This window comes from Dongia sp. (genome assembly GCF_041905885.1).
Lineage (GTDB): Bacteria > Pseudomonadota > Alphaproteobacteria > Dongiales > Dongiaceae > Dongia.
Genome location: NZ_JAYRKD010000002.1, coordinates 242,548 through 257,510 on the forward strand (window position 1 = coordinate 242,548; position 14,963 = coordinate 257,510).

Consider the following 14,963-nt stretch of genomic DNA (forward strand, 5'->3'; position numbering starts at 1 on the left):
TTTTGGATCAATATCTTGCGGTCAGGGTCTGAAGCTTCTACGACGGCCCGACACGCGGTCGGCCGGGTTTTTAGGCGGTTCCGGCGCTGCCGTCAAGGTTTAGGGGCCGAAACCGGGCCGGCGGGCGGCAGGGCGGGCCCTGAAGCCTAGGCCGCCGTCCCCTGCCGCGCCGCCCCGGTCGAACCGGCGCCGTGCTGGCCTTCGCTGGTGCTGAGCATTTCCTTCAGGAAGCCATCGACCCGGGCTTTCAGGAAATCGACGCTCTCGGCGACCTCGCCGGCGACCTTCAGCACCTGGCTGGATTCGCTGCCGGTGGTCTCGGCGGCGTTCTTCACGTCGCCGACCAGGCCGGCCATCTCCTGCTGGCGCCGGGAGGCTTCGGTCACGTTCTTGGCGATTTCATGGGTGGCGGCATTCTGCTGGGTCACCGAGGCCGCGATGCCGGTCGCGGCGCTGTGGATCGCGTCGAGCTTGCCGACGATCTGCGAGATCGAGGAAGCGGCCGAGCCGGAAATCTCCTGCACCGCCTGGATCTGGGCGCGGATCTCCTCGGTCGCCCGGGCGCTGCGGTTGGCCAGGCCCTTCACCTCATTGGCGACCACGGCGAAACCCTTGCCGGCTTCGCCGGCGCGCGCCGCCTCGATCGTGGCGTTCAAGGCCAGCAGGTTGGTGTTGTCGGCGATCTCGCGGATGATGTTGAGGATGCCGGCGACGCTGTCTGCCGTGCGGGTCAGGCCGGTGACGATCTCGGCGGCGGCGGCGCCGTCCTTGGCGGCGGTCTCGGCGCTTTCGGCGGCGCCATGCACCTGGCGGCCGATCTCGCCGATCGAGGCCGAGAGTTCTTCGACCGCGGCGGAGATCGACTGCGCGTTGCCGGCGGCGACGCCGGCCAGCTCGACCACGGAATTGGAGCGCTCGCCCGAAGTCGCCGCGGCCTTGCCCATCACGCCGGAAGCCTGGCGCAAGGTGCTGGTGCGGGTCACCATCTCGCCCAAGGCCTGCTTGATCTCGCCGTCGAAGCGGCGGGCCAGTGACTGCATGGCGTTGAAGGATTCCTCGCGGCGCGCATGCTCGGCGCGGGTCTCGGCTTCCAGCGCCACGCGCTTCTCGATGCCGATCTTGAACTGGCCGACCGCGCGCGCCATGGCGCCGAGCTCGTCCTTGCGGGTCAGCATGGGAACATCGACCGTGGTGTCGTCCTCGGCCAGGCGGCCCATGGTGCCGGTCAGGCTGCCGATCGGCTTCAGCACGGTGAAGCGGATCGCAAAAAAGATCACCAGCGCTGCGAGCAGCGAAAGCCCGACCGCGATGCCGAATGATTTGTAGCGCTGCATATAGAAGATCGCGATGCGGCGATCGAACTGGTCGTTCATGACGCCGGCGGACTGGTCGGCAAAGGCGACGGTGGCCTCGCGCGCGGCGGTCTCCAGCGCGGTGATGCCCTCGGCAGTGAGCGGCGTGTCGCCGCCCGCCAGGGTCGAGGCATTGAAGGTCTCGATCAGCTTGCCGATTGCGGCGAACATCGCCTGGCCCGGCGGGTCGAGGCGGGTCTTGGAATCCTTGGGCTCATTGCCGAACTTCTCGTTGCCGTCATAGACCGACTGCAGCGAAAACTTGGCGCCGTCGAGCGTCGCCTGCAGGCTGCCGATCAGCTGCAGGAAGCCCGCCATGTCCTTCATCTCCAGCTTCTCGGCGCCGGCCTTGCTCTGCGCGTAGGCGGCGGTCCGATGCACGGAATCCAGCAGCTCGGGCAGCTTCAGCAGCACCAGGTCCATGACGTAGTAGCTGTCGAGATCGGGGTCGAGAATGAGGTTGGAGATATTGCCGACCTGGTTGATCAGCGCCCGCATCGCAGTGGTGTCGCGCGGGTCGGCATCGAGCGAGTCGATGGCGGCCTTGGCCTGGTCCGCGGTCATCATCTCGGCGCCGAAATCCGCTTCGGCCTTGGCGATCGCGGCCTTCAGCGCGGCGGGATCGACTTCCTTGCCGGGATCGACCATCGCAGCGTGAACCGGGCGGAGCGCGCTCAAGTAATCGTTGCCGACGGCTTCCTTTTCTCCAAATGCGATGGCGACCTGCTGCGATTGGTAGAGCAGGTAGAGCAGGACCGCGATGGGAACAATGAACAGCGAGATCGCCAGCGCCAGCTTGCCCGCCACACCGAAGCCAGTCTTCATAGTCCCCTCTCCGCAAAGACCCGCACATGCACATTGCGTGCACAAGTGGGCGATGATTGCGGAAGAAGGTTATGACCTTCTTAAAATTCCGGCTGTATACCGCGCAAAAATCGATGCTTTTGGGATAATGATCCCAGAACCAATTGGTTCTTTCCCATCGAGATCAGCTGGTCAGGTTGTCAAGCGGCGCGGACCACCTCCACGAAACGGGCGAGTTCGCTCCGCAGCCGGTCCGACTGGCTGTTGAGGTCGCCGGCGGCGCTCAGCACCGCCTGGGCGGCCTGCCCGGTCTGATGCGCGGCATGGCTCACCCCGGTGATGTTCTCGGTCACCTCGCTGGTGCCCTGGGCCGCCTGCTCGACGTTGCGGGCGATTTCCCTGGTCGCGGCGGTCTGTTCCTCGACCGCGGCGGCGATCGAACCCGAGATCGTGCTGATGGTCTGGATCGTGGCGCCGATCGCGCTGATCGCGGTCACCGAATGCTTGGTCGCGGATTGCACGGCGGCGATCTGGCCGGTGATCTCCTCGGTCGCCTTGCCGGTCTGGCTGGCCAGGGTCTTCACCTCGGAGGCCACCACGGCGAAGCCCTTGCCGGCCTCGCCGGCCCGCGCCGCCTCGATCGTGGCGTTCAAGGCCAGCAGGTTGGTCTGGCTGGCGATCTCATCGATGAGGCGCACCACATCGCCGATTCTCTGCGCCGCGGCGGCGAGGGCGGAGACCTGGCTGTTGGTCGCCTCCGCTTCGCGCACCGCCTTGGCGGCGACGTCGTTCGATTGCGTGATCTGCCGCGCGATCTCATCGACCGAAGTCGAGAGTTCCTCGGCGGCGGCGGCGACGGTCTGGACGCTGGTGCTGGCCTCGTTGGAGGCCGAAGCCACTGCGGTCGATTGCCTGCCGGTCTCTTCTGCCGTGGCGCTCATCGCCTCGGCCTGGGTCCGCAGCTCGGTCGCGGCGGTGGCGACGTTCTTCACGATGCCGCCGACGGCGGACTCGAACTCGTCGGCCAGCCGCGCCATTTCCACCTTCCGCGCGGCGGCGGCGGCCTCCTTCAGCTGCGCCTGCTCGGCGCGCAGGCGCTCGGATTCGATCATGCTGTCCTTGAAGACGCCGACCGCATGCGACATGCGGCCGATCTCGTCGCTGCGCTCGGCGCCGGGGATCGCGACCGTGGTGTCGCCCTCCGCCAGCCGGCCCATGGCCGCGGTCAGGCGGCCGACCGGTTTCACGACGCTATACCGGATCAGGAACACGACGAAGGCCAGCACGGCAATGAACAGGCCGAGCGCGATCGAGAAGGTGGTGACGCGCTCCGTCTGAAACGCGGCGATGCGGCGCTCGAACAGGTCGTTCATCGCCGCGCCTGCCTTGTCGGCCAGCTTCAGCGTCTCGTTGCGCGCCGCTGCGGTGGCGGCGTCGAAAGCGCCGGGTTCAACCGCCTTCTCGCCGCCGGCCAGCGCCGATCGGCCGAAGGCCTCGAACAGCGTGGAGACCGCGCCCAGCATCGCCTGGGCCTCGGCATCGACGCGCGATTTCAAGTCCCGCGCGCCGCGGCCACCGCTCGCATTGGCGTCATAGGCCTGGTCGAGCGAGCCCTTTGCACCGTCCAGGGTCTTTGCGGCGCCGGCGGTCATTTGCAGGAACACCGCCATGTCCTTCAGTTCGAGCTTCTCACCGCCGGACCGTGCTTCGGCGAAGACCGCCGGCTGCGCGATGCCATCCAGCAGCTCGGGCAGCTTCACCACCACGAGGTCCATGACATAGAAGCTGTCGAGGTCGGGATCGAGGATCAGATTGGACTTGTCGCCGATCCGCGCGATCAGCGCGCGCAAGGCAGTCGTGTCTCGCGGCGTCGGGGAATCGAGGGCCGCTTCGGCGGCCTGCGCCTGGGCCGAGGAGTCGAGCGCCGCGCCGTACTTGTTCTCGGCGGCGGCTATGACCGATTTCAACGCAGCGATATCCGGCTTGGCGGGATCGACCAGGGCTGCGTGCACCGGACGCAAGGCGGCGATGTAGTCGTTGCCGATGATCTCCTGCTGGGCGAAGTCGATTGCCACCTGCTGCGTGCGATAGAGCAGGAACAACAGCACCGCCACCGGAAGCACGAACAACGCGATTGCCGCCGCCAGCTTCCCGGCTACTCCGATCTTGCGACTCATGGCCGCCCCCTTCGCTCTCGTCGAGGTCCTCCGGGGAGAAACATCGCAGCCAGATATTGTCAAAGACTTAAACTAAAGTAGGAGAAAAGCGCATTCGCACCGCATAACTGGTTATGCCAGCACCTCTGGTATATCAGCGCGCTTTCAGCAGCGTGGTGATGACATGACGAGCTGCCGATGCCGGCGCGAGAACGCCGCGCGCGACCTTATCCTCGACCGCGCGCAGCATCTCGGCATGCGCCGGGTCCCCGGTCAGCCGCTCGATTATCGAGAGTCCAAGCTCGCGGTTGAACCAGAGCGCCGCCTGGTCGCGGCGTCGGGCCGTGCGCTCGCCGGTCTCGTCGAGCGCGGCGCGGAACTCTTCCGCTTTCGCCGCGATCTCGGCGATGCCGAAGCCGTTGAGCGCCGAGCTGCGCAACACTTCCGGCCTCCAGCCACGATGCCGCGGCTGCATCAGCCGCAACGCATGGGCGTAGTCCGACGCCGTGCGCATCGCCGCGGTCTCGAGCACGCCGTCCGACTTGTTGACGATGACCAGGTCGGCCAGCTCCATGATCCCGCGCTTGATCCCCTGCAGGTCGTCGCCGGCCGCGGGCAGCAGCAGCAGCAGGAACATGTCGGTCATCTCCGAGACCGCGGTCTCCGACTGGCCGACCCCGACGGTCTCGACCAGGATCGGGTCGAAGCCCGCCGCCTCGCAGACCAGCAGCGCCTCGCGGCTGCGCCGCGCGATCCCGCCGAAGCCCAAGCCATCGCTGCCGAAGCCTGAGGGCGACGGCCGGATGAAGGCCTCCTTGTGCTTGGCGAGCTCGGCCATCCGCGTCTTGTCGCCGAGGATCGAGCCGCCGGAGAGCCGCGACGAAGGATCGACCGCCAGCACTGCCGGCCGCTTGCCTCGGCTGATCAGGTGCAGGCCGAAAGCCTCGATGAAGGTGGACTTGCCGACGCCCGGCGCGCCGGAGATGCCGATCCGCAACGCCTTGCCGGTCTGCGGCAGCAGGGCGTCCAGCAGGGCCTCGGCTTCCGAACGATGATCGGCGCGCGTCGATTCCACCAGGGTGATCGCCTGCGCCAGCGCGCGCCGATCGCCGGAAATGACGCGCTCGGCGAGGGATTTCGCGCCGCTCATCGGGGCTGATTCCTCACTTCGCCGGCACCGGCGCGGTCGCCGGCGGCGAGGCGTCCACATCGAGACCACTCTCCGGCCGGTCGATCGCCTCCTGCTGACGGCGCCACATCGCGGCATAGCGGCCGTTCAACTCCAGCAGCTCTTCATGCCGGCCGCGTTCGGCGATGCGGCCTTCCTCCAGCACGATGATCTCGTCGGCATGAATCACGGTCGAGAGCCGGTGGGCGATGATGAGGGTGGTGCGCCGCCGCGAGATCTCCATGAGATTGGCCTGGATCTCGCGCTCGGTCCGGGAATCCAGCGCCGAGGTCGCCTCGTCGAACAGCAGGATCGGCGGCGATTTCAGGATGGTGCGGGCGATCGCCACCCGTTGCTTCTCACCGCCGGAGAGCTTCAGCCCGCGCTCGCCGACCTTGGTCTGGTAGCCGTCGGGCAAAGCGGCGACGAAATCATGGATATGCGCCAGATGCGCCGCATTCTCGATCTCCGGCCTGGTCGCGCCGGGCCGGCCGTAGCCGACATTGTATTCGACCGTGTCGTTGAAGAGAACCGTGTCCTGCGGGACGATGCCGATGGCGGCGCGCAGGCTGGTCTGGGTGACAGTGCGGATATCCTGGCCGTCGATCAGGATCCGTCCGGCATTGACGTCATAGAAGCGGAACAGCAGGCGCGAGATCGTGGACTTGCCGGCGCCGGAGGGGCCGACGATCGCCATGGTCTGGCCGGCGCCGACGGTGAAGCTGATGCCTTTCAGGATCGGCCGCCGCGCGTCGTAGCCGAAGGCGACATCCTCGAACCTGACCTCGCCGGCCGGAATGCTGAGCGGCTTCGCATCGGGCGCGTCCTTGATCGCGGCGCCGATCGCCAGCAGCGAGAACATCGCCTCCATGTCGATCAGCGACTGCCGGATCTCGCGATAGACCGTGCCGAGGAAGTTCAAGGGCATGTAGAGCTGCAGCAGATAGGCATTGACCAGCACCACGTCGCCGACGGTGAGGTGCCGCCCGTTCTCGCCATAGACCACCCCGGCGGCCGCCATACCCATGATCACGGTCGAGCCGAGGGCAATGATCACCACCTGGCCGATGTTGAGCGCCGCGAGCGAGACCCGCGAGCGCACCGCGGCGGTCTCATAGGTCTTCAGCGCTTCGTCATAGCGCCGCGCCTCATGCTCCTCGTTGTTGAAGTATTTGACGGTCTCGAAATTCAGCAGGCTGTCGACCGCCTTGGTATTGGCCGACTGGTCGCTCTCGTTCATGGTCCGGCGCAGCTTGATCCGCCATTCGGTCACCCGGAGCGTGTAGGCGATGTAGAGACCGATCGTGACCACGGTGATCGCCGCGAAGCGCCAGTCGTAGAGCGTCCAGAGGATGACCGCGACCAGGGCGATCTCGACCAGGGTCGGGATCACGTTGAAGAGCAGGAAGGAGAGCAGGAACTCGATGCCCTTGGCGCCGCGCTCGATCGCTCGGTTGAGGCCGCCGGTCTGGCGCTCGAGATGGAAGCTCAAGGAGAGCGCATGCAGGTGGCGGAAGGTCTTCAGGGCCAGCGAGCGGATCGCGCGCTGCGCCACCTTGGCGAAGATGCCGTCGCGCAACTCGGCGAAGGCCTGGGACATGACCCGCGCCAGGCCATAGGCCGCCAGCAGCCCCAGCGGCAGGGCGACCAGCGCGCCCGGCGTGCCCAGCGCGTCCACCATGTGTTTGAAGACGATCGGCACATAGACATTGGCGATCTTGGCCACGACCAGCGAGGCCGAGGCCAGGACCACCCGGGTCTTCAGCTCGGCTTCGCCCTGGGGCCAGAGATAGGGAAGGAGGCTCTTCAAGGAGCCGCGGGTACCTGGGGACGAAGCCTGGGTCATGGAATGGAGATCGATCCTCTACTCGGTCGTCATCCCCGGCCTGAAGCCGGGCATAACGACCTAATATAGGGTGACTGCCGCAAATAAACGACCGGCAACGGCGGCTCAGTGCTCCACTGCACGCCCCAGCGATTTGGCCAGGACCAGGTAGAGCTTGCCGACATCCGCGGTGATGAAGGCGGCCGAGAGCACGGATTCGTTGTCCGCCTGCTGCGACTGGCCGAGCAGGGTCTCGAACTTCGCCACATAGCGGTCCACCAGGTCGCGGAAGCGCTCATCGCGCTGGTAGCGCTGCTCGAGCGCCGGGACCACGTAGGAGTCCTTCGACTTGAACAGGCGCCGGGCGAAGATCGAGCGGTCGCCCTCGCGATACTTCTTCCAGATCTCGTCGGGGATCTCGCTGTCCAGCAGCTCGTGGATGTCCAGCGCGATGCCGTTCAGCTCGCTCATCATATGCGTCGCCGCCTTCAGGAAAGCGTCGCGGCTGATCACGGTCTGGGTCTTCTGCAGCTGGCCGATCCGCTCCACCGCAGTGGCCGAGGCGGAGCTCAACTCGGCGCTCTGCACCCGGAACTTCTCGGTGAGCTCGGTCGCCTTGACGTTGGCGGTCTCGATCAGCTTGGTCAGCTTGTCGGCCTGTTGCTCGAAGCCCTGGCCGATGCCGCTGGCCCGCGCCACCGCGCGGATCGAGGCGTCGGTCATGTCGCGCACCTTGCGATCGACATCGGCGGTGATCAGGCTCATCTGCCGATTGAGCTCCTGGGTCGCGTTCTGGATCGAGGCCAGCTGCACTTCCATGATCTTGCCCATCTCGGTCGTGTCCTCGCGGGCGGCCGAGGTGCTGGCGCGCGCGGTGGCGGCGACGCTGGCCACTTCCTGGGCATGGCTCTGCAGCTGGTTGCGCACGGTCTGCGCCAGCGACGCGACCTGGGTCGAGATCTCGGTCAGTTCTCGAAGCTGCTCGTCCACGGCGAGCTTCACGCCGGAAATCTGCAAGGCGGTGCGGCGCGAGACCTCGGCCAGGGCTTCGCCGCCCTCGCGGAACGACTTGATCACCGATTCCGCCTGGGCGGCGCTCTCGGTGGTGGTGCGGCGCAAGAGCTCGGCGATGCTGGACAGGCCCTGGCCGAGGCCGACGATCTCCTGCTCGCCATGCTTGCCGGCCTTGTCCACCAGCGCCACGCGCGCTTCCAGCGCGGCGGTGAGCTGCTTCTGGTTTTCCGCCGCGGTGTTCACCATCGAATGAAGCGTCTCGGCATGCTGCTGCATCGACTTGCCGGTGGCGTTGAGGCTGGCTGTCGCGACGTCGGCGGCCTCGCCCAAGCGCTGGGCATGGACGTGATAGAGCTCGGCCAATTGCGCCGAGCGCTCGCCGGTCTCGCGGCCGGCCGCGCGCAGCAGCTCGGCCTGGCGCTCGACATTCTGCCGCAAGGCCTCGGCCCCGTTCAGTGCCCGCTGGGCGACCGCATCGAGCTCGGTCACATGCCGGCGCATGTCGTCCTGCAGCTGCGCCGCGGCGCTCGAGGCATTGCCGGTCACCTGGCCGAGGCCCTCGACCTCGCCGCGCAGCACCGCGCCGATGGCGCGGGCCTCGTCGGTCACCTTATGCGCGGTCTCGGTCATCTCGCCGATCTGCGTGGCGAGCTCGGCCTTGACCAGCTGGGTGGCGTTGTTGGTCTGCTCCAGCGCGTCGGCGAGGTCGCGGTTCTGCCGCTGCAAGGTCTCGTGCAGCAGGGTGGCGCTCTGCGCCGCGGCCTCGCTGGCCTGGCGGATGCCGTCGGCCTGGGCATGCATCAGCGACGGCACGCGCTGGGTCAGGTCGCCGAGATGCGCGATCAGCGCCTGGGTGGCTTCCTCGCTGCGCCCGACCAGCATGTCGCCCGCGGCGGCCGCGCGACGCTGCGCCTCCTCGCCGGCGCTGACCGCCTGCTGCGCCTGGTCGGCCAGGGCGGAGCGCATCTCCTCGACCCGGTCGGCGGCGTTCTGGGTGGCGCTGGCGAGATCGGTGGTCTGGTTGCGATGCGCCACCGACATCCGCTCGCCATGCTCCAGCATCGCATTGAGCGTCGCCTGGATCGCGTTGGTCTCGCCGCGGATCCGCTCCAGGAAATTCTGCGCCGCATTGGCGCCGGTCGTCGCCAGCAGCGCGGCATGCTCGCGCGCCTGGTCGCCGAAGCGCTGCGCGCTGTCGGAGACGGTGGCGATGAGCTTCTCCGCCTGGGCCTGGGCGGCGGCGCCGATCTCCTGGGTCCGCGTGCCCACCGCGTCGGTCGTGGTGGTGATGTCGGTCGCGAGCTGGCGCAGCAGCTCGGCCTGGCGGTTGATCGCCGACTGGAAGAGATCGCTGGCATTGCCGGCCGCCGAAGTCAGCCGCTCGCTCTCGGCCTTGATGGTCTGCTCGGTGGTGCCGGAGCGCTCGCCGACCATCTGCGCCAGGGTCTCGAGGTTGCTGATCTGCGCGTCGATCCGCTGCTTCAAGAGCTCGGCGGCGGCGGCGGCGCGCTCGTCCAGCTTGCCGCTCTCGGCGGCAAAGGTGGCGCGGAAGCCGTCCGTGAGGCTTGCGGCGGTCGCGGTCAGGCGCTCGGCCTCGCCGCGCAGCAGCTGGTCGGTCTCGTCGGCGCGGCCGCTGACATTGCGCGAGAGCTCGGACAGGGCGGCGATCTCGGCCTCGATCCGCTCTTTGAGGAGTTGCGCGGTCCCGACCGCGCGCTCGCTGAGCTTCTCGCTTTCGTCGTGGAAGATGGCGCGGAACTTGTCGCCGGCGGTGTTGGTCGCGGCCTCCATCCGCTCGGCCTCGGCGCGGATCAGCTGGTCGATCTCGTCGGTGCGGCGGCCGACCGCCGCCGCGACCTCGCCCATCGAGCGGATCTGCAGGTCGATCCGCTCGCGCAACCGATCGGCGGCGGCATTGGCCTGGTCGCCGAGCCTTCCGGCATGGCGGTCGATCTCGCTCCTAAGCTCGGCCACGCGCTGGGCGAAGCGCGCCAGCAGATCCTCGCTCGCCTGGCCGAGCCGCTCGGCCTGGGAGGCGGCCTCCTGCTGGAAGGCAAGGCTGCGCTGGTCGGTGGTCTCCGAGAGGCGGGCCAAGGTCTCCTGCTCGGCCTCCAGCCTTTTCCCGAACCGCTCGCCCACCGTGTCGGCGGCGGCAGCGAGGCGGCCGGCCAGGCCATCGACCTGCTCGGCCAGACTGCGGGCCTGGGCGGCGGCCGCGTCGTTGATGGTCTGCAGCCGGTTCTCGTGGCTGTCGATCTCGGTGCGGAAGCGCTGCCCGGCCTCATGCGCGGCGGCGGCGAGGCGATCGCCCTGGCTATGCGCGACCTGCTCCAGGCCCTCGGTGCGCTCCTTGACCAGGCCGCTGGCATTCTCGATCTCGCGGGCGAGCTCGGCGATGCGCCGGCCGAACAGCTGCGCCGCGCGCTCGGCGCTGGCGCCGAAGGCGTCGGATTCCGAGCGCATCACGGTCTTCACGTCGTTGTTATGCGCGATCACCCGGTCGGCCACCGACTTGGTCAGCGCCTCGACCTCGACGATCATCTCGTTCATCTGGCCGCGGAAATGCTGCGCGCCGATCTCGGCCGCATGGCTCATCCGCTCGATCTGCACCCGGCTCGCCTGTTCCAGGGCGGCGCTGTCGGCCTGGGCGCGCTCGGTCGCATTGCCGATCTGGTCGAGGATCCGGTTCAGGCTGTCGATGAAGGTGCTGGAGAGCCCGCGCATCGCCGTCACCACGCCGTCGCCCTGGTCGCGGATCGCGCGCTGCACGTCGCCGGTCTTGCGCATCATGTCGGCGACGATGGCGGTCGCATTCGCCGCGGTCATCTCCTGGTGCCGCTTCAGCGCCGCGTTGAATTTCTGCGCCGCTTCCTCGGCCGCGGCGACCATGGTGTCGCGCTGCTCGCCCATGACGTTGGCCAGCGCCTTGTGCCGCTCCTCGGCGGCCTGCAGCGCCTCGCCCAGCCGGTCGCGCTCGGCGACCGTGGCGTTGGCCAGCACCCGCACGTTGTTGGTGATGGCGTCGCCCAGCGAATCCACATGGCGGGCCAGGATCTGGTCGAAGTCGCGCTGCTTCGCCTCGGTCGAATGCACCACCTCGCTGATCTTGGCGAACTCGGCGCTGATCTGCTGGTGCAGATTTCCCATCGTCTCCTTGGCGTCGTCGACCAGCGCGTTCGACTGCCGCTCCAGGAGCTCGCGCAGCTCGGCTTCCGCGGCGGCGATCTGGCCGCGGCTGAGGCTGATCGCAGCCAGGCGCTGCTCCAGGGTCTTCAGGAGCGTCTCGGCCTGGTTGTTGGCATCGTCCAGGCGGCTGCGCGCGGCGCGCTGCAGGGCGGCCTCGTGCTCCACCGAGGCGCGCTGCGCCGCTTCGATCCGCTCGGAGAAGCGCGCGGTCAGGCTGTCGGCGACCTCGCCCATCTTGGCGCTGACTTCGTCGGCGGCGCTGCCGAACAGGCCGGAAAGCCGCTCGGTCGCATCCATCATCGACTGCGCCTGCCGGCGCTGGGAATCGGCGGCGGAGTCGATCCGCTTCACGATCCCGTCCGAGGCGGTCTCGAAATCCGCGGCGGATTGCTGGGCCTCGTTGCGCAGGCCCTCGATCTGCCGCTCGATCGCCGCCTTGACCACGCCGCCATGCTCCAGGATGCGGTCGACCACCGCTTCCATCTCGGGCTGCTGGGCGGCGAAAGCTTCTGCGACATGGCGCGCGGCATCGGCGGCGGCGTTCTCGATCGCCTTGGCCTGGTTGGCGGCGACGTCGACCAGCAGGTCCTTCTGCTGCGCCACCGTCTTGGCGAGATCGCCGAGGTTGAGCCGCTGCTGGCCGAGCCGGACGTCGATCGCGGCGGCTTCGGCTTCGGCCGCCTTGGCGGCGCTTTGCAGCTCGGCGGTCTGGTCCTTGAACTGGCCGCGGATCTTGTCGATCACCTCGGCGGCCTGGGCGCTGGCGCGCTCCAGCTCGGCGCTCTGCTGCTTCAACGCACCGGCCAGGTCGTTGACCCGCTGGGTCGCGTGGTTGTCGGAGATGGTGAGCCGCTCCAGCGCGGCGTTGATCCGGTCGGTCTGCTGGGTGATCTCGCGGCCGCGCACCCAATAGGCGGTCAGCACCCAGGCCAGCACCGGCACCAGGATCAGCGCGAAGATGATCGAGGCCACCTGCTCGGGCGGCAGCACCGTCAGCGTGTCGAGCCCGAGCGAGGTCGAAATATACCAGCCGTAGAGCAGCACCCAGACGACGCTGACGCTGCCCGCGGCGATCGCGGCGATCCGGTGATTCCGATCGTTGGTGTTCATGAGCCTCGACCCGATGCCTCCCAAACTCTTCAAGTCTTATTGGCGCGCCAGGCCGCGAAAGTCGACGCACAAGACGCGCAGGATGCTAACGCGAATCCGCCCGGTCCAGGTCCCTATTCGGCTGCCCCGATCGGGCGGCCTTTATTCGGCGCCCCCCTATTCAGCAGCCCCCTATTCAGCAGCCTGGGCGCGGCGATGGATCAGGCGGAGGATTTCGGCCGCCGCCTTAGGAATATTGGTGCCGGGGCCGAAGATCGCGGCGACCCCGGCCTTGGCGAGCATGTCGTAATCCTGGGCCGGGATCACGCCCCCCGCCACGACCAGGATGTCCTCGGCCTGGGATGCCTTCAAGGCCGCGATCAGCTGCGGCACCAGGGTCTTGTGGCCGGCGGCCTGGGAGGAGACGCCGATCACATGCACATCATTCTCGATCGCCTGGCGCGCCGCCTCGTCCGGGGTCTGGAACAAGGGGCCGACATCGACGTCGAAGCCGATATCGGCGAAGGCGGTGGCGATGATCTTGGCGCCGCGGTCATGGCCGTCCTGGCCGAGCTTCACCACCAGCAGGCGCGGCCGCCGGCCTTCGTCCCGGGCGAAGTCCTGGATCTTGCGCTGGATCATCTGGAAGTCGGGATCCTCGCGATAGGCGGCGCCATAGACCCCGGCGATCGAGCGGACTTCCGCCTTGTGCCGGCTGTAGACCTGCTCGAGGGCGCTGGAAACCTCGCCCAGGGTCGCCCGCGCCCGCATCGCCGCGACCGAAAGCTCCAGCAGGTTTCCGCTGCCCGCCGCGGCCGCGGTGGAGAGCGCGGTCAATGCGGCGGTGACCGCGCCGGCATCGCGCTCGGCCTTGACCCGGTTCAGCCGCGCGATCTGGCTCTCGCGCACCTTGCTGTTGTCCACGTCCAGGATGTCGATCTGGTGGCGGTCGTCGGTCTGGTATTTGTTGACGCCGACGATCACGTCCTCGCCGCGATCGACCCGGGCCTGGCGCCGGGCCGCGGCCTCTTCGATCCTAAGCTTCGGCATGCCGCTCTCGACCGCCTTGGTCATGCCGCCCAGCTTCTCGACCTCGGCGATCAGCTCTTCCGCCGCCGAAGCCAGGCTCGCGGTCAGGTGCTCGACGTAATAGCTCCCGCCGAGCGGATCGATCACATGCGGGATGCCGCTCTCTTCCTGGATGACCAGCTGGGTCGCGCGGGCGATCGCGGCGCTGGCCGGCGTGGGCAGCGCCATCGCCTCGTCGAAGGAATTGGTGTGCAGCGACTGCGTGCCGCCCAGCACCGCCGCCATCGCCTCGATCGTGGTGCGGATGACGTTGTTATAGGGATCCTGCTCGGTCAAGCTGACGCCGGAAGTCTGGCAATGGGTGCGCAGGGCCGAGGATTGCGGGTCCTTCGGGTCGAACTGGCGCATCAGCTTGGCCCAGAGGAAGCGCGCGGCGCGCAGCTTCGCCACTTCCATGAAGAAGTTCATGCCGATCGCGAAGAAGAACGACAGCCGCGGCGCAAACGCGTCGACCTTCAAGCCCTTCGACAAAGCCGCCCGCACATATTCCAGCCCGTCGGCCAAAGTGAAGGCGAGCTCCTGCACCGCGGTCGCGCCGGCCTCCTGCATGTGATAGCCGGAGATCGAGATCGAATTGAACTTCGGCATGTTCTTCGCCGTGTATTCGATGATGTCGGCGACGATGCGCATCGAGGGTGTGGGAGGATAGATGTAGGTATTCCGCACCATGAATTCTTTGAGGATGTCGTTCTGGATCGTGCCGGAGAGCTTGGCCAGGGGCACGCCCTGCTCCTCGCCGGCGACGATGAAGCTTGCCAGCACCGGCAGCACCGCGCCGTTCATGGTCATCGAGACCGACATCTTGTCCAGGGGAATGCCGTCGAACAGGATCTTCATGTCCTCGACGGAATCGATCGCCACGCCCGCCTTGCCGACATCGCCGACCACGCGCGGGTGGTCGCTGTCATAGCCGCGATGGGTGGCGAGATCGAAGGCGACCGAGAGGCCCATCTGTCCGCGCTTCAGATTCTCGCGGTAGAAGGCGTTGGAATCTTCCGCCGTGGAGAAGCCGGCATATTGCCGGATGGTCCAGGGCCGGTTGGCGTACATGGTGGCGCGCGGGCCGCGGGTATAAGGCGCGAGGCCGGGCAGAGTGCCTAGAGGCTCCAGCCCTTCGAGGTCGGCTTCGGTATAGAGCGGCTTCACCCGCAAGCCTTCCGGCGTCAGCCAGTCCAGGCTCGACGCGGCGGCGCCCTTCAGCTCGGTCGCTGCCAGCTTCTCCCAATCGGCAAGCGTAGGCTTCGTCTCGTCCGGCATCGTCCGAATGGGCATCTGCCGCG

General features: G+C 67.7%; 6 protein-coding genes. All 6 read right to left on the bottom strand.

The window, feature by feature from the left end:
- Nucleotides 1–146 precede the first annotated feature (146 nt).
- The 6 genes from ACH2CY_RS02975 to scpA all read right to left on the bottom strand — a co-directional run bounded on the left by ACH2CY_RS02975 (nucleotide 147) and on the right by scpA (nucleotide 14,940).
- Nucleotides 147–2,177 (bottom strand): methyl-accepting chemotaxis protein, encoded by a 2,031-nt coding sequence (locus ACH2CY_RS02975; RefSeq protein ID WP_395015770.1) that lies wholly within the window; start codon nucleotides 2,175–2,177, stop codon nucleotides 147–149.
- Between the two features lie 179 nt (nucleotides 2,178–2,356).
- Nucleotides 2,357–4,333, bottom strand: a complete 1,977-nt coding sequence (locus ACH2CY_RS02980) for a methyl-accepting chemotaxis protein (protein WP_395015772.1) — start codon at nucleotides 4,331–4,333, stop codon at nucleotides 2,357–2,359.
- 133 nt (nucleotides 4,334–4,466) lie between these two features.
- Entirely contained in the window at nucleotides 4,467–5,462 is a 996-nt protein-coding gene (meaB, locus tag ACH2CY_RS02985; RefSeq protein ID WP_395015775.1) for a methylmalonyl Co-A mutase-associated GTPase MeaB, read from the bottom strand.
- A gap of 13 nt (nucleotides 5,463–5,475) precedes the next feature.
- Nucleotides 5,476–7,326: an ABCB family ABC transporter ATP-binding protein/permease gene (locus ACH2CY_RS02990; RefSeq protein ID WP_395015776.1), complete on the bottom strand. Its 1,851-nt coding sequence runs from the start codon at nucleotides 7,324–7,326 to the stop codon at nucleotides 5,476–5,478.
- Between the two features lie 105 nt (nucleotides 7,327–7,431).
- On the bottom strand, nucleotides 7,432–12,615 hold the full coding sequence (locus tag ACH2CY_RS02995) for a hypothetical protein (RefSeq protein WP_395015778.1): 5,184 nt from the start codon (nucleotides 12,613–12,615) through the stop codon (nucleotides 7,432–7,434).
- Between the two features lie 171 nt (nucleotides 12,616–12,786).
- Nucleotides 12,787–14,940, bottom strand: a complete 2,154-nt coding sequence (gene scpA, locus ACH2CY_RS03000; RefSeq protein ID WP_395015892.1) for a methylmalonyl-CoA mutase — start codon at nucleotides 14,938–14,940, stop codon at nucleotides 12,787–12,789.
- Nucleotides 14,941–14,963: the final 23 nt, after the last annotated feature.

Excerpts from the sequence above, each read along its gene's own strand:
- ACH2CY_RS02975 (WP_395015770.1), bottom strand. The coding sequence starts at position 2,177 with ATGAAGACTGGCTTCGGTGTGGCGGGCAAGCTGGCGCTGGCGATCTCG.
- ACH2CY_RS02980 (WP_395015772.1), bottom strand. The coding sequence starts at position 4,333 with ATGAGTCGCAAGATCGGAGTAGCCGGGAAGCTGGCGGCGGCAATCGCG.
- meaB (WP_395015775.1), bottom strand. The coding sequence starts at position 5,462 with ATGAGCGGCGCGAAATCCCTCGCCGAGCGCGTCATTTCCGGCGATCGG.
- ACH2CY_RS02990 (WP_395015776.1), bottom strand. The coding sequence starts at position 7,326 with ATGACCCAGGCTTCGTCCCCAGGTACCCGCGGCTCCTTGAAGAGCCTC.
- ACH2CY_RS02995 (WP_395015778.1), bottom strand. The coding sequence starts at position 12,615 with ATGAACACCAACGATCGGAATCACCGGATCGCCGCGATCGCCGCGGGC.
- scpA (WP_395015892.1), bottom strand. The coding sequence starts at position 14,940 with ATGCCGGACGAGACGAAGCCTACGCTTGCCGATTGGGAGAAGCTGGCA.